This window comes from Pseudomonas segetis (assembly GCF_900188155.1).
GTDB classification, from domain to species: domain Bacteria; phylum Pseudomonadota; class Gammaproteobacteria; order Pseudomonadales; family Pseudomonadaceae; genus Aquipseudomonas; species Aquipseudomonas segetis.
Genome location: NZ_FZOG01000001.1, coordinates 1,034,514 through 1,059,752 on the forward strand (window position 1 = coordinate 1,034,514; position 25,239 = coordinate 1,059,752).

The 25,239-nt window shown below is 55.0% G+C and carries 20 protein-coding genes and 2 pseudogenes; 13 read left to right on the forward strand and 9 right to left on the reverse strand.

Annotation, left to right across the window (positions count from 1 at the left end; translation table 11 throughout):
* Positions 1-2 precede the first annotated feature (2 nt).
* On the reverse strand, positions 3-1,529 hold the full coding sequence (gene rloB / locus CHB79_RS04805) for an osmotic stress tolerance membrane protein RloB (RefSeq protein WP_089359206.1): 1,527 nt from the start codon (positions 1,527-1,529) through the stop codon (positions 3-5).
* A gap of 5 nt (positions 1,530-1,534) precedes the next feature.
* Entirely contained in the window at positions 1,535-2,071 is a 537-nt protein-coding gene (gene rloA, locus CHB79_RS04810; protein ID WP_089359045.1) for a retropepsin-like aspartic peptidase RloA, read from the reverse strand.
* Positions 2,072-2,364: 293 nt separating this feature from the next.
* On the opposite strand from rloA, the gene CHB79_RS04815 reads away from it, so the two are divergent.
* The 5 genes from CHB79_RS04815 to prpF all read left to right on the forward strand — a co-directional run bounded on the left by CHB79_RS04815 (position 2,365) and on the right by prpF (position 9,103).
* Positions 2,365-3,102 (forward strand): GntR family transcriptional regulator, encoded by a 738-nt coding sequence (locus tag CHB79_RS04815; protein ID WP_010483790.1) that lies wholly within the window; start codon positions 2,365-2,367, stop codon positions 3,100-3,102.
* Complete coding sequence (gene prpB / locus CHB79_RS04820; protein WP_010483791.1) at positions 3,099-3,986, forward strand: methylisocitrate lyase; 888 nt, start codon at positions 3,099-3,101, stop codon at positions 3,984-3,986. Before CHB79_RS04815 ends, prpB begins: the two co-directional genes overlap by 4 nt.
* Before the next feature lie 80 nt (positions 3,987-4,066).
* Positions 4,067-5,194, forward strand: a complete 1,128-nt coding sequence (prpC, locus tag CHB79_RS04825) for a bifunctional 2-methylcitrate synthase/citrate synthase (RefSeq protein WP_089359046.1) — start codon at positions 4,067-4,069, stop codon at positions 5,192-5,194.
* Positions 5,195-5,262: 68 nt separating this feature from the next.
* Positions 5,263-7,857 (forward strand): Fe/S-dependent 2-methylisocitrate dehydratase AcnD, encoded by a 2,595-nt coding sequence (gene acnD / locus CHB79_RS04830; protein WP_089359047.1) that lies wholly within the window; start codon positions 5,263-5,265, stop codon positions 7,855-7,857.
* 64 nt (positions 7,858-7,921) lie between these two features.
* Complete coding sequence (gene prpF, locus CHB79_RS04835) at positions 7,922-9,103, forward strand: 2-methylaconitate cis-trans isomerase PrpF (protein ID WP_089359048.1); 1,182 nt, start codon at positions 7,922-7,924, stop codon at positions 9,101-9,103.
* 96 nt (positions 9,104-9,199) lie between these two features.
* Here the strand turns inward: prpF and ppsR are convergent, their stop codons facing one another.
* Positions 9,200-10,018, reverse strand: a complete 819-nt coding sequence (gene ppsR / locus CHB79_RS04840; protein WP_010483799.1) for a posphoenolpyruvate synthetase regulatory kinase/phosphorylase PpsR — start codon at positions 10,016-10,018, stop codon at positions 9,200-9,202.
* Positions 10,019-10,195: 177 nt separating this feature from the next.
* On the opposite strand from ppsR, the gene ppsA reads away from it, so the two are divergent.
* From ppsA to CHB79_RS04885, 8 genes are all read left to right on the forward strand, one after another.
* Entirely contained in the window at positions 10,196-12,565 is a 2,370-nt protein-coding gene (ppsA, locus tag CHB79_RS04850; RefSeq protein WP_089359049.1) for a phosphoenolpyruvate synthase, read from the forward strand.
* Positions 12,566-12,634: 69 nt separating this feature from the next.
* Positions 12,635-13,609: an alpha/beta fold hydrolase gene (locus tag CHB79_RS04855; protein WP_089359050.1), complete on the forward strand. Its 975-nt coding sequence runs from the start codon at positions 12,635-12,637 to the stop codon at positions 13,607-13,609.
* 163 nt (positions 13,610-13,772) lie between these two features.
* Positions 13,773-14,258, forward strand: a complete 486-nt coding sequence (rraA, locus tag CHB79_RS04860) for a ribonuclease E activity regulator RraA (RefSeq protein WP_089359051.1) — start codon at positions 13,773-13,775, stop codon at positions 14,256-14,258.
* Positions 14,259-14,322: 64 nt separating this feature from the next.
* Positions 14,323-15,318, forward strand: a complete 996-nt coding sequence (locus CHB79_RS04865; RefSeq protein ID WP_010483805.1) for a zinc transporter ZntB — start codon at positions 14,323-14,325, stop codon at positions 15,316-15,318.
* Positions 15,319-15,373: 55 nt separating this feature from the next.
* Positions 15,374-15,622, forward strand: a complete 249-nt coding sequence (locus CHB79_RS04870) for a hypothetical protein (RefSeq protein WP_010483807.1) — start codon at positions 15,374-15,376, stop codon at positions 15,620-15,622.
* The gene (locus CHB79_RS04875; RefSeq protein ID WP_010483809.1) at positions 15,623-16,447 is read left to right on the forward strand and encodes a mechanosensitive ion channel family protein; all 825 of its coding nucleotides are present in this window, start codon (positions 15,623-15,625) and stop codon (positions 16,445-16,447) included.
* 86 nt (positions 16,448-16,533) lie between these two features.
* On the forward strand, positions 16,534-17,124 hold the full coding sequence (sigX, locus tag CHB79_RS04880; protein WP_029529340.1) for an RNA polymerase sigma factor SigX: 591 nt from the start codon (positions 16,534-16,536) through the stop codon (positions 17,122-17,124).
* A gap of 109 nt (positions 17,125-17,233) precedes the next feature.
* Positions 17,234-18,196: an OmpA family protein gene (locus CHB79_RS04885; protein WP_010483812.1), complete on the forward strand. Its 963-nt coding sequence runs from the start codon at positions 17,234-17,236 to the stop codon at positions 18,194-18,196.
* Positions 18,197-18,286: 90 nt separating this feature from the next.
* On the opposite strand, the gene cobA is transcribed toward CHB79_RS04885, so the two are convergent.
* The 6 genes and pseudogenes from cobA to CHB79_RS04910 all read right to left on the reverse strand — a co-directional run bounded on the left by cobA (position 18,287) and on the right by CHB79_RS04910 (position 25,148).
* Entirely contained in the window at positions 18,287-19,024 is a 738-nt protein-coding gene (gene cobA, locus CHB79_RS04890) for a uroporphyrinogen-III C-methyltransferase (RefSeq protein WP_089359052.1), read from the reverse strand.
* Positions 19,025-19,051: 27 nt separating this feature from the next.
* The gene (locus CHB79_RS22360; protein ID WP_425439578.1) at positions 19,052-19,432 is read right to left on the reverse strand and encodes a (2Fe-2S)-binding protein; all 381 of its coding nucleotides are present in this window, start codon (positions 19,430-19,432) and stop codon (positions 19,052-19,054) included.
* A gap of 243 nt (positions 19,433-19,675) precedes the next feature.
* A pseudogene (locus CHB79_RS04895) lies at positions 19,676-21,511 on the reverse strand (molybdopterin oxidoreductase family protein); the annotation flags it as partial.
* Between the two features lie 12 nt (positions 21,512-21,523).
* Positions 21,524-23,105 (reverse strand): annotated as a pseudogene (locus CHB79_RS04900) (NAD(P)/FAD-dependent oxidoreductase); the annotation flags it as partial.
* 812 nt (positions 23,106-23,917) lie between these two features.
* The gene (locus CHB79_RS04905; RefSeq protein WP_010483820.1) at positions 23,918-24,358 is read right to left on the reverse strand and encodes a thioesterase family protein; all 441 of its coding nucleotides are present in this window, start codon (positions 24,356-24,358) and stop codon (positions 23,918-23,920) included.
* A 100-nt stretch (positions 24,359-24,458) separates the two neighbouring features.
* Entirely contained in the window at positions 24,459-25,148 is a 690-nt protein-coding gene (locus tag CHB79_RS04910; protein ID WP_010483821.1) for a polysaccharide lyase family 7 protein, read from the reverse strand.
* Between the last annotated feature and the right edge of the window lie 91 nt (positions 25,149-25,239).

Consider the following 25,239-nt stretch of genomic DNA (forward strand, 5'->3'; position numbering starts at 1 on the left):
GTTTAATCCTTGAGGAAGGCTTTGAAGCGGAACAGTTCAGTCAGGCGATAGCCGCGATAGCGACCCATTGCCAGCATGAACCCTACGAAAATAAGCAGTACGGCCGGGAAGGTGAACATGAAGTACACCAACTCAGGCACGCTCATCAGCAGGTGCGCCAGGGAAGCGGCAATGAGTGTGCCGAGGCCCACTTTGAAGGCGTGTGCTGCGCCGCGCTCTTCCCAGGTGATTGAGAGTCGCTCAATAGTCATGGTCAAAATTACCATTGGGAACAGGGCGACAGACAAGCCACGCTCAAGGCCAAGCTTGTGACTGAAGAGGCTGATCACTGCAATCAGTACCACCACGAATGTCAGCACCACCGATAGCCTTGGCAACATCTGGAGCTTGAGGTGCTCGAGGTATGAGCGCAAGGACAAGCCCAGGGTGGTTATCAGGGTAAATAGAACAATACCAAAGCCAAGCTGTGTTTCGCGGAAGGCCAGGGCGATCAGTACTGGTGTGAAAGTGCCGAGGGTTTGCAGGCCACCAAGGTTGCGCAAAATCAGGATCAGTAATACCCCAATTGGAATCATGATCATGATCTGGAAGTTGTTCTGCGTCTGCAGCGGCAAGCCATACAACGAGTAGGACAAGAAGTCCGCGTCGGTGCTTTCGTCTGTCAGTTTCGCCAGGCGAATTGCATTCATTTCGCTGTTGTTCAGGGCGAACGATACCTGCACCTGTTTGCCGCCCTCAAGCTTGATCAGGTCTTCGTCGCCAATCCACCATACCAGGCGGTCTGCAGGCAAACCTTGCTCGCCGGTTTCTGGGTTGAAGTAAAGCCATTTGTCGCCGTTGAAACTGCGCAGCCAGAGTTCAGGAGACTGCTGGGTTTCAGCCAGCAAGCGTACAGTGTGAACACGCTCCATGGGCACGTGGGCGATCGACAGCAGCAACTCAACAGCCTTTGCCTTGTTGGCAGTCGAAGCGTCGCCGCTGAGCAGGAGCTTGGCATTGTCATCGTTGGTGTTATTCACACGCTTGATGGTTTCGCTGATGAAGGTTTCAACGTCAGCCGAGTGCTGGCGAATCGGTGCGAGCAGGGCATCAGCAGCGATTTTTTCCGGGCCTTCGACTGGCAGGCTGTCACGGAAGATCGGTCCTTTGGCTTTCGCTTGCTCGCCACTGTAGCGCTTGGTCAAAACCAGGCGGTAGTAGATGGTTTGCTTGCCGCTAGCACGACGAGCCGACCAGGTAACCTTGCGGTTACCGTCTGCGCGGTTAACGCTTACGCCGTAGTTATTCGAGATGAAGCTTTCGTTAAGGCTGACGTAGTCCTGGTTCAATGGCGGTACAAACATTTGCAGTTTGACCGGCTCTTTCGAACTGGCTTGGAATTCGATCTTGGCATCAATGTTCCAGAGGTCATCAGTTTCGTCTGATGTCAGTGGAATACCAAGGATGAAAATTTGGTATGCCGTTATCAGAACACCCAGGCTCACCAAGATAGTGATCAGGATTTTCAGATGCAGGGTAAGAGAGCGCATGGACATTACTCGCCAAGGGTTGCGTCAGTGGCACATGCAGGTTTCCCTGATGCGTATTTAAGGCTTGGATCTACAAGTGCATTGAAGCGTTTGAGCGCTTCAGATCCAATCAGCAGCGGGTATTGGAATGCACTTCGGTCGGTCAAGTTCACTTCAATCGTGCGTTGGGCTTGACCCATGCACACTTTCAGTTCGATTACAGGTCGAGCGGTGTAGGTTTTCTGTTCTTCAGGATCAAAGTCGCCGGAACGCCTTTTGATCTTGCTGACGCGGGCCAGCGGTCGTTCAATCGGGTTGTCATGCGCATCATCTATGGCCAGGTAGAAGCGTACCCAAGTCTCGCCATCGCGCTTGAAGCGTTCAATGTCTCGTGCACTGAGTGATGCCGTTTTAGCCCCCGTATCCAGTTTAGCGGCTACTTCTGTATTGATGCCCGACAGGTTTACGTACTCGTTTAAGCCATAGACAGTCTTGCCTGCAGCGATGCTCAGGCCGGGAGAGAGAAGCAGGCAAATAATCAGTGCAAAGGGCTTCAGTCTCATAAGTCCTATTCGATGGTCCGGGCATGATGGGTAAACAAGGCGATTAGGCTTTGCTATCCATGCGCCTACGATTGAGAGTAGCTGTTATGCATTTTAGCTGGCCTGAGAGAAAAGTATTCTAACATGGCCGTTTTGTGCAGTAACAGGCTCTTACAAGGCTTTCTTAGATAGTAACTCAAACTTTTGAGCTAAATGCTGTGGCAGGCTGATTGTCGACAATTAGTAGGGCGGTAGTTGATTAAAGGTGTTTATAGGCGTATTTTTCAGCCTGTATTCCACCTGGTGTCGACAATATGCTAGATGCGATAGAAGTTCCTGAAGCCGGGCAAGATGAGGGCGAGACACGTTCCGAGCAGGTGTTTCGCCGAATTCAAGCGGCTATCGTTAAAGGTGAAATTGCTCCTGGCAGCAAAATCTCCGAGCCTGAGCTGGCGCGTACTTACGGTATTAGTCGCGGGCCGCTACGTGAGGCTATACATCGGCTTGAAGGGCAGCGCTTGCTGGTTCGCATTCCTCATGTCGGTGCGCGGGTGGTGTCGCTCAACCATGAGGAGTTGATCGAACTCTACGAAATTCGCGAGTCGCTCGAAGGCATGGCCTGTAAGCTGGCCGCGCAACGAATGACGCAGCAGGAGATAGATGAGCTGCGTCGCGTGCTGGAAACCCATGAGCGCGACGAAGCTTTTCAGGCAGGTCGCGGTTATTACCAGCAAGAGGGTGACTTCGACTTTCACTATCGCATCATTCAAGGCAGTGGCAATCGCACGCTCAGCCAGTTGCTTTGCGGTGAGCTGTATCAACTGGTGCGCATGTACCGCATTCAGTTCTCATCCACGCCTAATCGTCCGCATCAGGCATTTGCCGAGCACCACCGGATTCTTGATGCCATTTCAGATCGCGACGGCGAACTCGCCGAACTCCTGATGCGTCGGCACATTGCCGCATCCAAGCGCAATATCGAACGTCATTACCTGGGCGAGCAATCAACGTCTGGGCGAACACAGCCATCAACTTCACGAGGTGAGTCATGAGCTCAAAAACTCCAGGTCAGCGGTTTCGCGATGCGGTTGCGCAAGAGCATCCATTGCAGGTTATTGGTGCGATCAATGCCAACCACGCGTTGCTTGCCAAGCGCGCGGGCTTCAAGGCCATCTACCTTTCCGGTGGCGGTGTTGCCGCAGGCTCGCTTGGCTTGCCGGACCTTGGCATAACTGGGCTGGACGATGTGTTGACCGATGTCCGCCGGATTACCGATGTGTGCGATTTGCCGCTGCTGGTCGATGTCGACACGGGCTTTGGTGCCTCTGCGTTCAATGTCGCACGAACCGTTAAGTCGATGATCAAGTTTGGCGCTGCCGCCATTCATATCGAAGACCAGGTTGGCGCCAAACGCTGCGGCCACCGGCCGAACAAGGAAATCGTCTCGCAACAGGAAATGGTGGATCGCATCAAGGCCGCCGTTGATGCGCGCACAGACGATAGCTTCGTGATCATGGCGCGCACTGATGCTTTGGCCGTCGAAGGGCTTGAGTCTGCCCTTGAGCGCGCTGCTGCATGTGTCGAGGCGGGGGCCGATATGGTGTTTCCCGAGGCAATCACCGAGCTTGAGATGTACAAGCTGTTTGCCGACAAGGTCAAGGCGCCGATTCTGGCCAACATCACCGAGTTTGGTTCGACGCCCTTGTTTACCACCGATGAATTGAAATCTGCCGATGTTTCCCTGGTTCTGTACCCGCTTTCAGCATTCAGGGCGATGAACAAGGCTGCGGAAAATGTTTACAACGCGGTGCGTCGTGACGGCACGCAGAAGAATGTGATCGACACCATGCAGACCCGCATGGAGCTTTATGAGCGCATCAATTATCACGCATTCGAGCAGAGCCTCGATGCCTTGTTTGCAGGTAAGAAGGCCTGAGATCAAGCTGTTCAGCGCGGGTTAAGTGGCTAGCGCGAACGGTGTTGCAGTATCCAAAACAAGTTCAAGAGGAGAGAGCAATGGCTGAAGCTAAAGTATTGAGTGGTGCGGGCCTGCGTGGCCAGGTCGCCGGACAAACCGCCCTGTCGACAGTTGGTCAGGAGGGAGCGGGGCTTACTTATCGCGGTTATGACGTGCGTGACCTTGCTGCAAGCGTAGGTTTTGAAGAAGTTGCCTACTTGCTGCTGTACGGTGAGCTGCCGAACACCGAGCAGTTGGCGGCCTACACAAGCAAGCTCAAGTCGCTGCGTGATTTACCGCAGGCCCTCAAGGAGGTCTTGGAGCAAATTCCGGCCAGTGCCCATCCAATGGATGTCATGCGTACAGGCGCTTCCGTTCTTGGCACCCTTGAGCAGGAGTTGAGTTTCGATCAGCAGCAAGATACAGCGGATCGCCTGCTGGCAATTTTCCCGGCGATCATGTGCTATTGGTACCGCTTCAGTCATGACGGCGTGCGTATTGACTGTGTCACGGATGAAGACTCGCTGGGCGGTCACTTCCTGCGCTTGCTGCACGGTAAGAAGCCGAGCGAGCTGCATGTTCAGGTGATGAATGTTTCGCTGATCCTGTACGCCGAGCATGAGTTCAATGCTTCAACCTTCACTGCACGGGTCTGCGCTTCGACCTTGAGCGATTTGTATTCCTGCGTCACGGCGGCAGTTGGCACCTTGCGTGGCCCGCTACACGGGGGGGCTAACGAAGCCGCGATGGAAATGATCGAGAAGTTTTCATCGGCTGAAGATGCAAAGGCAGGCACGCTGGCAATGCTTGAGCGCAAAGACAAGATCATGGGCTTTGGCCATGCCATCTACAAAGACTCTGACCCGCGCAATGAGGTGATCAAGGCCTGGTCGAAAAAACTGGCTGACGAAGTCGGCGACAGCGTGCTTTATCCGGTCTCCGAGGCAATAGATAAAACCATGTGGGAGCAGAAGAAACTGTTTCCGAACGCGGATTTCTATCATGCCTCGGCCTATCATTTCATGGGCATCCCGACCAAGCTGTTTACTCCGATTTTCGTGTGTTCGCGCGTTACTGGTTGGGCTGCGCATGTGTTCGAGCAGCGCGCCAACAACCGCATTATTCGCCCAAGTGCCGAGTACATCGGCGTTGCCCAACGCCCAGTACCGCCACTCGACCAGCGCTAATCGCGCGCGGATGCCCCGGATTTAACCGTGCGGGGCATTCCGATAACAGACCTGATGAGCTCTGACTGATGAATACCGATTACCGCAAACCCTTGCCCGGCACTCAGCTGGATTATTTCGATACCCGCGCTGCGGTTGATGCGATCAAGCCCGGCGCTTATGACAAGCTTCCGTACACTTCGCGGGTTCTGGCCGAAAACCTGGTTCGCCGTTGCGAGCCATCGATGCTGACCGCAGCGCTGTCGCAGATCATTGAGCGCAAGCGTGACCTGGATTTCCCATGGTTTCCGGCGCGGGTGGTCTGTCACGATATTCTTGGGCAGACCGCATTGGTCGACCTGGCAGGCTTGCGTGATGCCATTGCCGAAAAAGGGGGCGACCCTTCTAAGGTCAATCCGGTTGTGCCGACGCAGCTAATTGTCGATCACTCGCTAGCCGTAGAGCATGGTGGCTTCGAGGCTGACGCGTTTGAAAAGAACCGGGCGATTGAGGACCGTCGCAACGAAGACCGCTTTCACTTCATTAACTGGACCAAGAAAGCCTTTAAAAATGTTGATGTGATTCCGCCGGGCAACGGCATCATGCACCAGATCAACCTGGAGCGCATGTCGCCAGTGGTGCACGCGCGTGATGGCGTTGCCTTTCCGGATACCCTGGTCGGGACCGACAGCCACACGCCCCATGTCGATGCGCTTGGCGTGATTGCAATCGGCGTGGGCGGGCTCGAGGCTGAAAGCGTCATGCTTGGTCGTGCGTCTTACATGCGCTTGCCTGACATCATCGGTGTAGAGCTCACAGGCACGCGTCAGCCAGGCATTACTGCCACTGATATTGTCTTGGCCATTACCGAGTTCCTGCGTAAGGAGAAGGTGGTTTCTTCCTATCTGGAGTTCTTCGGCGAAGGGGCCAATGCACTGACCCTGGGAGACCGCGCGACTATATCCAATATGACGCCTGAGTTCGGCGCGACGGCCGCCATGTTCTATATCGATGGCCAGACCATTGATTACCTGACATTGACCGGGCGTGATAGCGAGCAAGTCAAGCTGGTTGAGAACTACGCCAAGACCACGGGTTTGTGGGCCGATACCCTGACTAATGCCGAATACGAGCGAGTCCTGAGATTCGATCTCTCGACTGTGGTGCGTAACATCGCGGGACCGTCCAATCCACATCGTCGCGTGCCGACTTCAGAACTTGCAGCCCAGGGTATCAGTGGTGTTGTCAAGAATCATGAAGGCTTGATGCCTGATGGCGCGGTGATTATCGCTGCCATTACCAGTTGCACCAACACCAGCAACCCGCGCAACGTGATTGCTGCCGGTCTGCTTGCGCGCAATGCCAACGCGCGGGGCTTGACGCGCAAGCCCTGGGTAAAGACATCCCTCGCGCCCGGTTCCAAAGCCGTCCAGCTGTATCTGGAGGAAGGCAAGCTATTGCCTGAGCTGGAAAAACTTGGTTTTGGCATCGTCGGTTTTGCCTGCACCACCTGCAATGGCATGAGCGGTGCGCTCGATCCAGTGATTGAGAAAGAAGTCATTGATCGCGACCTGTATGCAACAGCTGTACTGTCAGGTAACCGTAACTTTGACGGTCGGATCCATCCATACGCCAAGCAAGCCTTCCTGGCTTCGCCACCGTTGGTGGTCGCCTATGCGATTGCCGGTACCATTCGCTTTGATATCGAAAAAGATGTGCTGGGCATTGATAAAGATGGCCAGCCGGTCACCCTGAAAGACATTTGGCCGTCGGACGAAGAAATTGATGCAGTGGTCAAGGCCAGCGTCAAGCCGGAGCAGTTCAATCAGGTTTACATCCCCATGTTTGCCATCGAAGAGGACACCGGGCCCAAGGTCAGCCCGCTGTATGAATGGCGCCCGCAGAGTACCTATATTCGTCGTCCGCCCTATTGGGAAGGTGCCCTGGCCGGCGAGCGTTCGCTCAAGGGAATGCGCCCGCTGGCGGTGCTGCCAGACAACATCACCACCGATCACCTGTCGCCATCCAACGCCATTATGTTGAACAGTGCAGCTGGCGAGTATCTGGCGAAGATGGGCTTGCCAGAAGAAGACTTCAACTCTTATGCAACCCATCGAGGCGATCACTTGACCGCTCAGCGCGCAACCTTTGCCAACCCCAAGCTGCTCAACGAAATGGTTCAGGAAAATGGGGTGGTCAAGCAGGGCTCGCTGGCGCGAATTGAGCCCGAAGGCAAGGTCACGCGGATGTGGGAGGCGATTGAAACCTACATGCAGCGCAAGCAGCCACTGATCATCATTGCCGGCGCGGATTACGGCCAAGGCTCGTCACGCGACTGGGCGGCCAAAGGCGTGCGTCTGGCAGGAGTCGAGGCTATTGCGGCTGAAGGCTTCGAGCGTATTCACCGGACCAATCTGGTTGGCATGGGTGTTCTGCCACTTGAGTTCCAGCCTGGGGTAACGCGCCATACGCTGGGCATTGATGGCACAGAAACCTATGACGTTGAAGGCCAGCGCACGCCGCGCGCCACCTTGACGTTGGTGATCAACCGCAAAAACGGCGAACGAGTCGAGGTGCCAGTGATTTGCCGGCTGGACACCGCCGAAGAAGTCTCGATTTATGAGGCTGGCGGTGTATTGCAGCGTTTTGCTCAGGATTTCCTGGAGTCTAGCGGCGCGCTGTAAATCTTTTGGTCTGCCCTGCGCTGCACCACGGGCGTCGCGCAGGGGTTATTCAGGATATTTCGATATGGCTCATGCACCGCAACAAAAAATAGCTGCGACTTATTATCGAGGTGGTACCAGCAAGGGGGTTTTCTTTGCCCTCGAGGATTTACCCGCTGCTGCGCAGGTTCCGGGTGCGGCACGTGATGCATTATTGCTCAGGGTTATCGGCAGTCCAGACCCTTACGGCAAGCAGATTGACGGTATGGGTGGGGCGACATCAAGCACCAGCAAGACTGTCATCCTGAGCAAAAGCCGCCAGCCTGGGCATGATGTCGACTATTTGTTTGGCCAGGTTTCAATCGACAAGCCCTTTGTCGACTGGAGCGGCAACTGTGGCAATTTGTCGGCGGCTGTCGGCCCCTTTGCGATTCGTAGCGGCATGCTCGATCCTGAGCGGGTTCCACATGATGGCATCGCCACGGTACGTATCTGGCAGGCCAATATTGGCAAAAGCATAGTTGCGCATGTGCCCATTACCAATGGTGAAGTACAGGAAACCGGCGACTTCGAGCTGGATGGCGTTACTTTTCCTGCTGCCGAAGTGAAGCTTGAGTTTATCGATCCGGCTGATGACGAGGAGGGGGCAGGTGGCTCCATGTTCCCGACCGGTAACCTGGTCGATGACTTTGAAGTGCCTGGTGTTGGCGTCTTGCAGGCGACCCTGATCAATGCCGGGATCCCGACCATTTTCATCAATGCCCAGGACATCGGTTTCAGTGGTACTGAACTGCAGGATGCAATCAATGGCGACGCCAAGGTCCTGGCCATGTTTGAGTCCATAAGGGCGCATGGTGCCATGCGCATGGGGTTGATCAAGCATATCGACGAGGCGGCTAAGCGCCAGCACACGCCCAAAGTGGCTTTTGTAGCAGCGGCAAGCGATTACATCAGCTCAAGTGGCAAAGCCGTGGCGGCAACTGATGTCGATTTGCTGGTCCGGGCGATGTCGATGGGCAAGTTGCATCACGCCATGATGGGTACCGCAGCAGTGGCAATCGGTACTGCAGCTGCAATTCCCGGAACCCTGGTCAACCTGGCTGCCGGGGGTGGTGAGCGTGCCAGCGTGCGTTTTGGCCATCCATCCGGAACCTTGACCGTGGGAGCCGAGGCCAAGCAAGTCGATGGGCAGTGGGTGGTTGCCAAGGCGATTATGAGCCGCAGTGCCCGGGTCTTGATGGAGGGCTGGGTGCGCGTGCCGTGCTAAAGGCGGGCTAGGGCGCCGTTCGGTTTTGGCCTATGTTGGTTCCGAGCGGGAGCAGGGTGTCGACTTGAGCTGGCACCTTGCTACGCGCTCAGGTGGTTATTTCAGGCGACGCTCAACGCCTTTTTCAACGAGGATCTTTGCGGAGATCTCCTCGACAGAAAAATGGGTCGAATTGATGAAGTTTATGTTGTCGCGGCGAAACAGGTTTTCGACTTCACGCACTTCAAACTCGCATTGGGCAAAGCTCGCGTAGCGGCTATTGGGCTTGCGTTCGTTGCGAATGGCGGTGAGACGGTCCGGGTCGATGGTCAGGCCAAACAGCTTGTCCTTGTACTTTTTCAGTACGGCAGGCAGTTGCAGGCTTTCCATGTCGTCCTCGGTCAGCGGATAGTTGGCTGCCCGAATACCGTATTGCATGGCCATATAGAGGCAGGTCGGGGTTTTGCCGCAGCGCGAGACGCCCACCAGTATCAAGTCTGCCTTGTCATAATAATGTGTGCGTGCGCCGTCATCATTGTCCAGGGCAAAGTTAACAGCCTCAATGCGCTCCATGTAGTTGGAGTTGTGGCCAATGGAGTGTGATTTACCGACCGAGTAGGATGAGTGCGAGCTTAGCTCTTGTTCGAGTGGAGCCAGGAACGAGGAGAAGATGTCGATCATGAAACCTTCGGACTGGGCCAGGATCTCACGGATGTCACCATTGACTATGGTATCGAATATAATCGGGCGCACACCGTCTGTTTTCGCAGCCTGGTTGATTTGTAGTACCATGGCGCGCGCTTTTTCCGCGCTATCGATGTACGGTCGAGTTAGTTTGGTGAAGGTGATAGTTTCAAACTGCGCCAACAAGCTTTGACCCAGGGTTTCGGCAGTGATGCCGGTGCCGTCAGAGATAAAAAATGCTGTCCGTTTCATTTGCGCTGTGGGCCTTAAGCTGAGAACGTTTTTTGGCTATCATAGGCCCCGAATCGCGGGCCTGTAGAGGTCTGCATTGTTACTTATTTTCCAGGGCCAGGCCACAGGCACGCGGATTACCCCGTGCACTTCCCCAGCCCCTTGAGCTTTTCCAACACCAGAACTGGAGAGATCACCTTGGTAGAGTACGTAGTTTCCCTCGATAAGCTCGGCGCACATGATGTTGAGCACGTAGGGGGCAAGAACGCCTCCCTTGGCGAGATGATCAGCAACCTTGCCGGCGCTGGCGTTTCGGTTCCCGGTGGTTTTGCCACGACCGCCCAAGCCTATCGCGACTTCCTTGAGCTCAGCGGCCTCAATGCCCAGATCCACCAGGCGCTTGATGCATTGGATGTCGATGATATTGCGGCCTTGTCCAAGACTGGCGCGCAAATTCGGCAGTGGATCATGGAGGCCGAGTTCCCTGAGCGGCTCAACAGCGAGATCCGCACGGCCTTCGCGGCAATGGCCAATGGCAATGACAACATGGCTGTGGCCGTTCGTTCATCGGCGACAGCCGAAGACCTGCCAGACGCCTCGTTTGCCGGCCAGCAAGAAACCTTCCTTAACATCCGTGGTGTTGAAAACGTAATTCGTGCGGCCAAAGAAGTATTCGCCTCGCTGTTCAACGATCGTGCTATCGCCTATCGCGTCCACCAGGGCTTCGATCACAAGCTGGTTGCCTTGTCTGCCGGCGTGCAGCGCATGGTGCGTTCCGAAACCGGGACTGCCGGGGTTATGTTTACCCTGGATACCGAGTCCGGTTTCCGCGACGTAGTATTTATCACCGGTGCCTACGGCCTTGGTGAAACCGTGGTGCAGGGCGCGGTCAACCCTGACGAGTTCTACGTTCACAAGGGCACGCTTGAAGCCGGTCGCCCAGCCATTTTGCGGCGCAACCTGGGCAGCAAGGCCATCAAGATGATCTACGGCGACGAAGCCAAGGCCGGTAAATCGGTCAAGGTCGTCGATGTCGAGCGCGCCGATCGTGCGCGCTTCTGCCTGACCGATGCCGAAGTCTCCGAGCTGGCCAAGCAGGCGATGATCATCGAGAAGCATTACCAGCGTCCTATGGATATCGAGTGGGCCAAAGATGGTGATGACGGCCAGTTGTATATCGTCCAGGCGCGTCCGGAAACGGTGAAAAGCCGTTCCAGCGGCAACGTCATGGAGCGTTACTTGTTGAAAGAAACAGGTACGGTCCTGGTCGAAGGCCGTGCCATTGGTCAAAAAATCGGTGCTGGCCGCGTACGCATTATCAAAGACGTCAGCGAAATGGATAAAGTCCAGCCGGGTGATATCCTGGTATCCGATATGACCGACCCGGACTGGGAACCGGTCATGAAGCGTGCAAGCGCCATTGTCACCAACCGTGGTGGGCGCACCTGCCACGCAGCAATCATTGCGCGTGAACTGGGTATTCCAGCTGTAGTGGGCTGTGGCAATGCAACCGAATTGTTGCAAGACGGCCAGGGCGTAACAGTTTCATGCGCTGAAGGCGATACAGGCTTCATTTTTGAAGGTGAGCTGGGCTTCGATGTGCGTCAGAACTCGGTCGACGCGATGCCGGACCTGCCGTTCAAGATCATGATGAATGTCGGCAACCCAGACCGCGCATTTGATTTCGCCCAGCTGCCAAACGCAGGTATCGGCCTGGCGCGTCTTGAGTTCATCATTAACCGCATGATCGGTGTACACCCCAAGGCACTGCTCAACTTTGACGGCCTGCCAGCCGATATCAAGGACAGCGTTGAAAAGCGTATTGCCGGTTATGACGATCCAGTCGGTTTCTATGTAGAGAAGCTGGTTGAGGGCATCAGTACCCTGGCTGCGGCCTTCTGGCCGAAGAAAGTTATTGTGCGCCTGTCTGACTTCAAGTCGAACGAATACGCCAACCTGATCGGCGGCAAGCTGTATGAGCCAGAAGAAGAAAACCCGATGCTGGGTTTCCGTGGTGCTTCGCGCTACATCAGCGAAAACTTCCGTGATTGCTTCGAGCTTGAATGCCGTGCGCTAAAGAAAGTCCGCAATCAGATGGGCCTGACCAACGTCGAAATCATGGTGCCATTCGTACGCACCCTGGGCGAGGCGAGTCAGGTGGTTGACCTGCTGGCGCAGAATGGCTTGAAGCGTGGCGAGGATGGCTTGAAGGTCATCATGATGTGCGAGCTACCTTCAAACGCGATTCTGGCTGAGGAGTTCCTTGAATTCTTCGATGGTTTCTCGATTGGCTCCAACGACCTGACCCAACTGACACTCGGCCTTGATCGCGATTCGGGTATCGTTGCGCACCTGTTCGATGAGCGTAATCCGGCGGTTAAAAAACTGCTGTCCAACGCGATTCAGGCCTGTAACAAGGCGGGCAAGTACATCGGTATCTGTGGCCAGGGGCCTTCGGATCACCCAGATCTGGCGCGCTGGCTGATGGAGCAGGGTATTGAGAGCGTTTCGTTGAACCCCGACTCGGTACTTGAGACTTGGTTCTTCCTTGCGGAAGGCCAGGCCTGATCCCTCATCGCTAACCCTTCAAGAATCAGGGTGGGACATGTTCCCACCCTTTTTTGTGTCAGAGATAAAATGCAAAGCAGCAGTGAGCTATTTCCCGTCGCCCTGATCAGTGCCGAACTGCGCGGTGATTTGAGTGAAGATGTCTATCGTCTCAAGCCCGGCAACAGCCCCGACCCCAGTGTTGAGTTGGTGCTGACACGACTTGGTCGTGCGGATCACGAGCAGCATCGTGGCGCGCCGGTGATTCTATTGCACGGTAGCTTTTCCAATCGTCGTTTCTGGTATTCGCCCAAGTGCATAGGGCTCGGGCCCTATCTGGCGCGTGCAGGCTTTGATGTGTGGATAGTTGAAATGCGCGGGCATGGGTTGTCGCCGCGCAATCAGAACTATGTATCCAACCGGGTCAGTGACTACGCGCGCTACGACTTGCCAGCCATTACCCGGTTCGTTCATGAGCAGAACCCACAGCCTGTACATTGGTTGGGCCATTCTCTGGGTGGCACTACAATCGCGGCGGCCTTGGGCGGGCGCTACCTTGATGAGTCGATGATTGCTTCTGTTGCGCTGTTTGGCAGCCAGGTCAGCCGTAATTACTGGCCATTGAAAATCCCGCCGCTGGTCTGGGGCATCAAGTTGTTGTTAAAGCGTTTTCGCGTGCTTTCAGGTTCTCGCTTGAAGCGCGGCCCTGAAGACGAGCCTATAGGCGTAATCTTGGAGTCGTTACGCTGGTATGGCCTGTTTGCTCGTTTTGGCGATGGCCGGGATGATTGGTGGGCGGGTTTGACCGAGGTCCAGCTGCCGGTTTTAGCCGTTAGCGCCCAAGGCGATGACCAAGACCCCGCATGGGCTTGCCAGCGGTTATTTGAGCAGTTTGCTTCACCCTGCAAGGAGTTCCTCTGTCTGGGCAAGGAGCAGGGTTTTAGCAGTGATTTTGGGCATATTGAAATGTTGGTCAGCAAGGCTGCGCAAGGCGAAGTCTGGCCTCGGGTCGAGCAGTGGCTCAATGGTGTAGCCAGTTTGAACCAGCTGCAACAGGCGCAGTAGAGCGTTTTTAAGCGCTTTGCATCGACTGCCAGCGGTGGTCTGTGAGCGCTGACTGCGCTAGGCTGGGCGTTGATATCCATGGGCCAGGTTTGCATCGGATAATGGCTGCAAATCTTGAATAAACCACTTGGTTACGATTTTTGATGGGTAAAGGAGCTTTCTCATGCATTACATCACCCCTGATTTGTGTGACGCCTACCCCGAGGTTGAGGTGGTCGAGCCGATGTTCAGCAATTTCGGCGGCCGTGATTCCTTTGGTGGCGAGATTGTCACTGTCAAATGTTTTGAAGATAACTCGGTAGTCAAGGAACAAGTCGAGCTGCCAGGCAAAGGTAAAGTCATGGTCGTTGACGGTGGCGCCTCGATGCGTCGCGCCTTGCTGGGCGACATGCTGGCGGAGAAGGCCGCGAAAAATGGTTGGGAAGGCATCATTATTTATGGCTGCGTGCGTGATGTTGATGTGCTGGCTCAAACTGCAGTCGGGGTTCAGGCCCTGGCCAGCCACCCAATGAAAACCGATAAGCGTGGCATTGGCGATCTCAATGTGGCCGTGACCTTTGGTGGGGTGACTTTCCGTCCAGGGCATTTCGTTTATGCCGACAATAACGGAATCATTGTTTCGCCAACCGCATTGGTCATACCTGAGTAAATGGTGAACGCCAATCCATCGGCCGTGGCTGAGGCATCAAAGGTGTTTAGTTTTGGAGTCGTGAATGTCTGAACAGGACAGTCAACAGTGGGGGCTGGTCCATGCCTATGTGCTGGACGGCAAGGGCGGCGGGCGACCGGTCAGCTATGACGAGCTGGCCGACCTGGTGTTGGCCGAGCGGGAAAGCCTGTGGGTGCACTGGGATCGAAGTCATCCACAAACCCAGAACTGGCTACGCAAGGAAAGCGGGCTTAATGAGTTCGTGTGTGACTTGCTGCTCGAAGAAAACACCCGTCCACGCTTTCTGCAACTGCCTGAAAGTAAGATCCTGCTGTTTCTGCGCGGGGTTAACCTGAACCCGGGGGCAGTGCCCGAAGATATGGTTTCGCTGCGTATCTTTGCAGCGGCCAAGCGTGCAATCAGCCTGCGCCTGCGCCATTTGCGGGCGGTGGAGGACTTGCTGGTTGACCTGCGCGCAGGGAAGGGACCGAAGACCTCCTCGGAGCTTATCCTGGCCCTGGCGGATCACATGACCGACAAGATCGAATCCCTGGTTAGTGATTTCGCTGAAGGTATAGACGAGCAGGAAGAGCAAATCGATAACGACCCCAGCTTCGAGCCTGATCACGACACCTTGTTGCAAATGCGCCGGCGGGCAGCTGGCTTGCGCCGTTTTCTGGCGCCGCAGCGCGAGGTGTATGCGCAGCTTACGCGTAATCAGCAGCCCTGGTTCGTTGCTGACGATGCGGACTACTGGAACGAGCTCAATAACCGCTTGACCCGCTACATCGAGGAGCTGGACCTTACGCGGGAGCGAGTTGGCCTGGTGCTGGAGGCTGAAGATCGCCGCCTGGATGTGAAGATGAATCGCATCATGTACCGCTTCGGCATTATCACCGGGGTCTTTTTGCCAATGAGTTTCCTCACCGGGCTGCTGGGAATCAATGTGGGCGGTATCCCTGGCTCCGAGAATCCCTATGGCTTCCTTATTGCCTGCGCCATTATGGTGGTGTTGGCGGTAGTCCAATGGTTCTTGTTTCGCCGCCTGCGTTGGGTCTGATGTGACTTGCCTTGTTGTTATTGCGTCGAATCAGCACATCAATAGAGGTGCGTAAATGCACGATCCATTTGAACAATCACTGCGCGATATGCTGAATTCGCAGCCGTCATCCGATCACGATGACGATGCGACACTCAATCGCGTATTGAAAACGGCAAATCGCCAAGTGGGCGCAGGGGACATGTTCGCGCTCATGGGGCATTGGGTTGAGGCGTTGATGATCGCCCTGAACAAGGGCTCGGCACACCTATCTCCAGTTTCGCGCCGCAAACCAACTGCTCGTACTACTGATAAGGCTGAATAAATGGAACTTGATCCCTGGACTCAAAGCCTGGTGGCGGCCATGACCGCCCTGTGGACCAAAGTCGCTGGTTTTATTCCAAACCTTTTTGTCGCTCTGATTCTGGTGCTGATTGGCTTTGTGTTGGCCAAACTGCTTGATACCTTGATTTCCAAGTTGCTCGGAAAGGTTGGTCTTGATCGGTTGATGGCAGGCACCGGTTTGACCAAGCTGCTCAGCCGTGCCGGTTTTCAGGTGCCCGTTTCGACATTGATCGGGCGCATCGTCTACTGGTTCATCCTGTTGGTCTTCATGGTTTCTGCTGCGGAGTCCCTGGGACTGGAGCGGGTTTCGGCCACGCTTGATGTGCTGGCGCTGTATCTGCCAAAAGTATTTGGCGCCGCCCTGGTGCTGGTTATCGGTGTGCTGCTGGCGCACCTGGTCAGCGGAATCGTGCGGGGCGCGGCTGACAGCGTAGGCCTTGAGTATGCCCATGGTGTAGCGCGTATCGCCCAAGGCCTGGTCATTATCATCAGTATTTCGGTGGCCATTGGTCAGCTTGAGGTGAAAACCGAGCTGCTCAACTACGTCATTGCCATCGTGCTTATTACCATCGGCCTGGCCGCTGCCTTGGCGTTGGGTTTGGGCAGTCGTGAGATCGCCGGGCAGATACTTGCAGGTATTTATGTGCGTGAGCTGTATCAAGTTGGGCAACATGTCCAGGTCGATGATGTCGAAGGGCAGATTGAGGAAATCGGCACGGTCAAGACGACGCTCATGACCGATGCCGGAGAACTTGTCTCTGTGGCGAACCGTGTCCTGCTTGAACAGCGGGTACGCAGTCACTAGACCCAAATTCTGCTAATCTATGCCGCCCTCCAGCAGGCTGTTCGCAGCTGATGGCGGCTTTGACCTGACTGTCGGCCCGACTCGATTTGAATAAAGCCCAATCGTTGCCTATGCGTTATGACCCACACGAGCTCTCGGATGAGGAGCTTGTGGTGCGTGCGCATAGTGAGTTGTTCCACATCACGCGGGCTTATGAAGAGCTCATGCGTCGCTACCAGCGCACATTATTTAACGTCTGTGCGCGTTATTTAGGGAACGAACGCGATGCGGATGATGTCTGTCAAGAAGTGATGCTTAAAGTGCTTTATGGTTTAAAGAACTTTGAGGGCAAGTCTAAGTTTAAGACTTGGCTGTACAGCATTACTTATAACGAGTGTATTACCCAGTACCGCAAAGAGCGACGTAAACGTCGCTTGATGGATGCCTTAAGCCTCGATCCGCTGGAAGAGGCGTCTGAAGACAAGACGCCTGAGGTAGCGGAACGAGGTGGATTGGACCGATGGCTGGTACATGTAAATCCGATTGACCGTGAAATTTTAGTGCTACGCTTTGTCGCAGAGCTAGAGTTTCAAGAGATAGCGGATATTATGCACATGGGGCTTAGTGCAACGAAAATGCGTTACAAAAGGGCCCTTGACAAATTGCGTGAGAAATTTGCAGGCATCGCCGAAAGTTAGTTCGGATGCAAATATTCTTTGGCATAAAGGCAAGTTCTGATAAACTTGTCGAAGTTCTGCGTGTCTACCTGTACGTAGTGCAATCAATCACCAAGATGGGGATTTACGGATGAAACTTAAAAACACCTTAGGCGCAGTCATTGGCTCCTTTGTCGCTGCTTCTTCCATGGGCGTGATGGCTCAAGGTCAAGGCGCAGTCGAGGTGGAAGGCTTTGTGAACGAATACTTCACCGACTCGAGCCGCAATTTCGCTCACGATGAAGGCAGCCAGTATGGCGGCTCCATTGGTTACTTCCTGACCAAGGATGTTGAACTGGCTCTGGCATATGGCGAATACCATAGCCTGAACGGTGACAAAGCACTGGGTAACAAAGACATCAAAGGCAACATGACTGACCTGAAGGCTTTGTACCACTTTGGTGAGCCTGGCCCAGGCCTGCGTCCTTACGTTTCTGGCGGCTTCGCCCACCAGAGCATCAGCAACGTAGATGCTGGCGGTCGTGACCACTCCACCTTCGCCACTGCTGGCGCTGGTGCGAAGTACTACTTCACTGAAATGCTGTATGCCCGTGCTGGCGTTGATGCGCTGTACAACATCGACCAAGGCGAAACCGAATGGCAAGCTGGCGTTGGTGTCGGTCTGAACTTCGGCGGCTCCAAGCCAGTTGTTGCAGCTGTAGTTGAGCCAGAGCCAGCTCCAGTTGTTGAAGAGCCAGCTGAAATCGTTCGTGTTGAATTGGACGTTAAGTTCGATTTCGACAAGTCCAAGGTTAAAGAAGATAGCTACGGCGATATCAAAAACCTGGCTGACTTCATGAACCAATACCCACAGACCACTACTACCGTAGAAGGTCACACTGACTCCGTTGGTACTGACGCTTACAACCAGACTCTGTCTGAGAAGCGTGCTGACGCAGTTCGTGACGTACTGGTCAACCAGTACGGTGTTGGCGGCGAGCGTGTGAACGCTGTTGGTTACGGCGAGTCTCAGCCAGTTGCGGATAACGCTACTGCCGAAGGCCGCGCTATCAACCGTCGCGTTGAAGCCTCTGTAGAAGCTGAAGCCAAGTAATTGGTTTAAAGCTGAAAAGAAAAACCCGGCCTCGGCCGGGTTTTTCTTTGCCCTGGATTTAGTAGTGGCAATGACTCAAGCGCCAGGCAGTTAAGCGCTCAATTGATTGAGCTGCGCCGAGCTGTTGCTGACGACCTCGCCAATGATCAGGATTGCCGGGCTTTTGAGCCGAAAGTCCTGGGCGTCATCAAGTAGCCGCTTGACCGTGCTGCGTCGTTCACGTTGTTCAGGCAGTGAAGCATTCTCGATCATCGCAACTGGCATTTCGCCATTCATACCAGCCTGGAGTAGTTGCTGGCGAATATCCGCGAGTTTGGCCACCCCCATATAAATCACCAGCGTTGTGCCCGCGTCTGCCAGCGCCTGCCAGTTCAGTTCGCTGCCGTCCTGGGTATGAGCTGTAACCAGGCTGACACCGCGCGCAACACCACGCAGGGTCAAGGGAATTGCACAATTGGTCGCCCCGGCCAGGCCAGCAGTGATGCCATTGACCAGTTCTGCTTCTATGCCGTGCGAGCGCAGCCAGCTGTATTCCTCGGTGCCGCGTCCGAAAATGCACGGATCGCCGCCCTTTAGGCGAACAACGCATTTGCCTTGGCGGGCATAGCGCAGCATCAGCCTTTGGATAAAGTCTTGCGGCGTCGAGCGACAGCCACCACGTTTACCAACGGCGATAACGCGTGCCTGTGGGCAGTGCTCAAGTACAGCTGGATTGACTAGATCGTCAATCATCACCACCTGCGCCTGGTTCAGTGCACGAACAGCTTTGAGAGTCAGTAGTTCGGGATCTCCGGGGCCAGCGCCAACCAGCCAGACTTTAGTGCTCATATGAACCTCGCGTGATGGTTTGATCGCTCAGCAAACAGTAAGTTGTGCTTGCAGCAGCCGTTTTATTTCCGGGACACAGGAGCCGCAGCTGGTACCGCAACCTAGGTTTTGTTTCAGTTGGTTCAGGTCCATGCCTTGTCCAATGGCGTCACAAATGGTCTGCTGGCTGACGCTCATGCAGTTGCACAGGGTTTTATTGCCTGCGCTACTGCCTTGGCGTGCTGCTGCAGACAAGGGCGCAAGCAACCAGCGGCGCAGTTGGTCGTCGGTTTGCGCTTCGCGCCACATGCTTTTGAGCCAGTCCTGGGCGCTGGTTTCTCCCGCAAGGCGGAGGGCGATTATCCGTCCAGAATCCAGGCGGACGCGTTTGCCTATGGCGCGCTTGGGGTCGTCATAGGCCAACACCATTGCTGAGTCGATACTGAGCAGGCGATCGATGCTGGCAAGCAGTTCGCCATCTGGGGCAGCTGGGTTGGCCGCACGAATTTGCAGCGCAGGGTGCTCGGAGCCGGTCAATGTGAAACTGGCGTATGCAAAATGCTCGAACAGGGGGCGAAGTTGGCTGAAGCGCTTTTGGATGTCGCCCTCGACCAAGGCAAAGAAGGTCCAGGGCAACTCGACTTTATCGATGTCGATAACTGCATGTTTGAGTTCGGGTTGTTTTGACTGCTGATCGTATCCGGGCTGGGTCAATACATTGGTGCCCAGGCCCTTGAGAAAACGGTCGCCCCAGTGCATTGGCAGATATGCCTGCCCAGGCCGGATGTCGTCATCGGCTTGTACCGGGACTATCAACGAGCCGCGACGACTACGCACTTTGATAAGCTCGCCATCATTGAGCTTTCTGCGGCGTAATTCGTCAGAATGCAGGCTCAGTACTGCTTCTTCTACGTGACCAAACAGGCGTGCAGCTGTGCCTGTGCGGCTCATGCCATGCCAGTGATCGCGTAAGCGTCCAGTGTTGAGCACCAGCGAATACCGCCCATTCGTCTCTTCGAGCGGGGCGCAATAGGTTTCAGCCTGAAATTGCGCCCGGCCATTGGCCGTGGCAAATACATGGTCCTGGTACAGGCGCGCCGTACCCTGTTGCGCACCTTTGGGGAACGGCCATTGTTGCGGTCCATGCTGGTCTAGAATGGCGTAGCTAAGGCCGCTCAGGTCCAGGTCACGGCCTTGGGTCAGGGCTTTGTACTCATCGAACAATTGCTCGGGCCTGGTAAAGTTGAACAGGCTCGGCAGGCCAGGGCGTATCAGCGTCTCGAGTTTACGGGCGAATTCGCAGGCAATTTGCCAGTCCGCTTTGGCTTCGGCAGGCGCGGCGATTGCACTGCGTACATGACTCACCCTGCGCTCTGAATTGGTTACACAGCCATCCTTTTCGCCCCAGCTGCTCGCAGGTAGCAGCAAGTCTGCATAGGCACAGGTTTCGGTGGTGAAGAAGGCTTCCTGAACCACAACAAAGGGGCAACTGGCCAACGCCTGATGGACCCGGGTTTGATCTGGAAGTGATTGCGCGGGGTTGGTACAGGCAATCCACAGTGCCTTGACCTTGCCGCTGCGCACCTGTTCGAACAATTCGATTGCACTGAGGCCTGGGGTTTCTGGCAATGCCTCGACTCCCCAATACCCGGCAACTTCGTTTCGATGCTCTGAATTGCCTGCTTCGCGGTGTCCTGGCAGCAAGTTGGCCAGGCTACCGGTTTCGCGGCCACCCATGGCATTGGGCTGGCCGGTGAGGGAGAAGGGGCCTGCGCCTGCTTTGCCAATTTGCCCCGTGGCCAGGTGCAGATTGATCAGCGCGCTATTTTTAGCGGTCCCGGCGGTCGACTGATTGAGGCCCATGCACCAGAGGGATAAAAAGCTCGGCGCTTGGCCTATCATCTGGGCGCAGGCCTGTAATTGCGCTTGCGAGATACCGCAAATAGTCGCTACTGAAACCGGGTTGAAGTCCTGTACCCGCGCTTTAAGCGCATCAAAGCCATCCGTATGTTGGGCAATAAAGTCGTGATCCAGCCAGCCCTGGTCTATCAATATGTGGAGGATGCCGTGAAACAAGGCGACATCAGTGCCGGGCAGTATTGCTAGGTGCAGGTCAGCGATGTCGCAGGTATCGGTTCGCCGCGGGTCGACCACTATAACCTTCATCTGCGGGCGCCTGGCTTTGGCTTCTTCGAGGCGGCGAAAGAGCACCGGGTGGGCGTACGCCATGTTGCTGCCAGCGATAAGTATGCAGTCGCTCAGCTCCACGTCCTGATAGCTGCAAGGCGGGGCGTCCGCACCCAGGCTGCGTTTATATCCGACCACGGCGGATGACATGCACAGTCGCGAATTGCTGTCGATGTTATTGGTGCCAACCAGGGCGCGTGCGAGTTTGTTGAATGCGTAATAGTCTTCGGTAAGCAACTGGCCGGAGATATAGAAGGCCACGCTGTCCGGGCCATGGTCTTTGATTGTCTGGGCGAATACCCGGGCGGCATGATCCAGGGCGCTGTTCCAATCGCAGCCTGTAGGGGCCTGGGATTTATCCAGCCGTAGTTGTGGGTATAAACCCCGTGCGTCAATATCGCCGGTCAGGTGCAGGGTTGCGCCTTTGCTGCATAGCTTGCCATGGTTTGCCGGGTGTGCAGGATCTCCCGAAACGGCGATGATCCGGTCATTGCTGTGTTCGATCAATACCCCGCAACCCACGCCGCAGTAACAGCAGGTAGACGCCGTTACGCGGGTATTTTCAGCGCAGCTCATGATTATGCTCCAGCCCTGCGGCTTGGATGGCTGTGCCTATCTTGTATTGGTAGACACTGTTATCGCTCCAAACCTGCGCGTTGCCGGGCATATTTGCTGTTTGATCCTGGCCTTGAGGGCCAACTGCCTCGATGGCGTTTTCGCCAAACATCAGGTGGTCACGGGTCTGGCTGATGTTGTGTTGCTCGCGTATTTGTCGAAAATACCAGCCACCATCGGCGGTATCGCCATAGAGACAGGCGCCGACCAGTACGTCATCACGAATCACCAGCTTCTTGTAGATGCCGCCAATGGGATCCGACAGGGTGATGGTTTCGGTGCCTTCGCCGCCGATAAATTCACCGGCCGAGAACAGGTCGATACCTGTGACTTTCAACTTGGTTGATGTCACCGAGCCTTGATAGCGTGAGTAACCCAGTTGTGCGAGATGATTGGCGCAGACCTTGGCCTGCTCAAATAGCGGTGCAACCAAACCATAGGCGGTGCCCCGGTGATTGGCGCATTCACCAATTGCATAGACCCTGGGGTCAAAGGTTTGCAGGGTGTCATTGACCAGAATTCCGCGATTGCAGGCGATCCCCGAGGCTTCTGCCAGCCGGGTATTGGGGCGAATACCGGCTGCCATCACCACCAGATCGGCGGCAATTATGTCGCCGCCTGTGAACTTGACCGCGCAAACTCGACCTTGGCCATTATCCAGCAGCTCGGCCGTCTGTTTTGGCAGCATGAATTTCAGGCCACGCTCTTCGAGGGATTTTTGCAGCAGCTTGCCTGCAGTACTGTCGAGTTGACGCTCGAGAAGCGTTTCGCCAATGTGCACAACAGTGACATCCATGCCGCGTAGCTTGAGGCCATGCGCAGCCTCAAGCCCCAGCAGTCCGCCACCTATGACTACCGCGTGACTATGGGTTTTGGCGGTGTCCATCATCACTTGCGTATCGGCAATGTCCCGGTAGCCGATGACGCCCTCAAGGCTGTTGCCGGGTATTGGCAGCATAAAGGGGGTGGAGCCAGTTGCGATGAGCAGGCGGTCGTATTCAGCCGTGCTGCCGTCGTCGGCAGTTACCAGGCGTTGCCTGCGATTGATCTGGGTAACCTTGCGTCCCAGTAGCAGCTTGATGTTGTTATCAGCGTACCAGCTGTGGTCGTTGAGCAGGATGTCATCAAAGGTTTGTTCGCCAGCGAGCACGGGCGAAAGCAGGATTCGATTGTAGTTGGGATGTGGCTCGGCACCGAATACCGTGATGTCATAAAGCTCGGGGCTGAGCTTGATCAACTCTTCGAGGGTGCGAACACCGGCCATGCCGTTGCCGATCATCACTAACTTGAGCTTTTTCATCCCGATTTTCTCCTGGATAAAATCACGGAAAACAAAAAAGGCGTCCCGCTAGTTACCTAGCGAGGACGCCTTTGTCCAAGTCCCGTTCTATCGGGAAGAGCAGTCTTCTTCGTTGAAGATCGCGCTTTATTTAAATTGTGCAAATGCTTATGCAGGCTGTGTGCCAAGTAAGCAAAGCCTGTGGCTTGCCCGGTTTTGCCCAATCAGAAGTGTTGATCAGCAGCTGTTTTGCACCGCTTTAAGGCGCCTTGCTCAGTCGCAGTGCGCGACGAGGGGTTTCGGTATGGGACAAGCTGTCATGCCCTTGGCCTGGGGGCGAGTCTTATTAATTATTGCAAGGCGCTGATTAACGCCTTATTCCTGCCTTACTGCTTGTCCGAGGACAAGATAACAGTGGCTGCAGGATGCTGCGTCGCGAGCGATATCGTGCTTGCAATTGGTTGTTTCAGCGCTGCATGGGTTGGAATAGGCAGCGCGAGCAGAGTAATGGCGAGAATATTGGTTGTTAGCCCTGCCAGGCGGGTGTGGTGTGATGTGACTGGCATTACAGTTCCCCCTGCATTTGCTATGGAACACCTAAGTGCATAAAAGCGGAGCAGAGGAGTCGTGCGCAATGTAACTTTCTGCAACGCCTTTTTACGTTGCATTAGTTTTATGCATTGAATGTGCCGTTATGGAAGTTCTGAAAAACATTGCGCTCGGTATTACGGGGTCAGCCTATAAACTGAGTAAACTTCAGTTCGGCAGCCGTTGCCTGGTCGGTAAAGGGGCGAGCAACGCGAATCAAATGACCATGAAGGCCGCTACTTTTTTCAGAGCCAATTGACCCGGGGAAACTTATCACTGAATGCGCCGGGCATTTGCGCCACCTGGCTTGTTTTATAGTTAAAAAATACAAATCCCGACTTGGCCATTGCGATCAGGCTTTCATCGGCTGGGCGGGTAATGCGAAAGGTAATATCGCCACCGTATTTGTTGAAATCCATGACCCCGACTTCAAACAGCAATTGATCCCTCGCGTGGGCTTCTGCGCGATAAGTGGTGGCCAGGTCGGTGACGATGATTCCGACGCCTTCTTCGCTGGCCTCCTCAATACCAAAGTCAAACAGGAAGCGAGCGCGAGCTTCCGAAATCATGGAGATCATTGAGTCGTTTCCGAGGTGGTTGGCCGCATTGATATCGGTTACGCGCACGGTCAGGTGGGTGCTGAAGCAAAACTGGTCTTGTGGAAAGCTAAGTGTCAGGCGGGCCATGGGGTCTCTTCGACAGCAGCTGTCTGGGCGATGGAAATCCCTATTGTACGGCCATGGCTGGATGATGGGCAGTGACATCTCAACTGCCCAGAAAAACGGGTTAATGGCGGTGCAAGGTATTAAGTGAGTAGAAGGTTACGCGACCGCCCTCGATTGAATAGCCCTGGTTGTCTTGTATGTATGCGCCTGCCTTGTAATACAGCAATTGCCGGCTCCAACTGCTGCTCAACTGTTTATAAAACGAACCATTGTCGCCGCTGCTTTTGACGGTCACGCCCAAACGGCCGGTCGAGGTGATACGAAGCTGGTAGCTGAAGCGTTCATTGAGGTCGACGTTCTGTGCCAGAAGTATATTTTGTACGCTCGAACTTCCCGGCTGTGCTCGATACAGAAGTTCGAGCCTCCCGGTGCCATTTTTATAATGGTATTGCAGCTTTGCCAACGGATCATTTTCACTTCCCGGCTGATCCTTACTATGGATTTGGCCGACAATAACTTTGTTTTTACTCGGCACCACGTTGACTGCCAGTACTGCATTTAAATAGTTGTCACCATCTTTGTAGTACCAGTTGTGCAATCTGCCATCGGCGTAGGTTTCCCGTAGTTCGCTACGCGGATAACTGGCGTCCTCGGTGCGTGAGCCGGTGACAGGCACCCAGAATACGACGGTTTGATTGCCGTCATTACGGAAGTATTGGCTGGAGTAACCGTTTTGTATCCGCGCCGCGCTGATTTCAGTGGGGGTCGGTGGTGTGGGGACAGACAGGTTCCAAGTGGACAGATCAAACACATTAGGTCCTTAGAGGGTCGCCGTTCAGTGAACAATTTATTTGCAACTGTTCGGCGACCTCAGCTTTGCTAGGTTCAACGTATCTGACCAA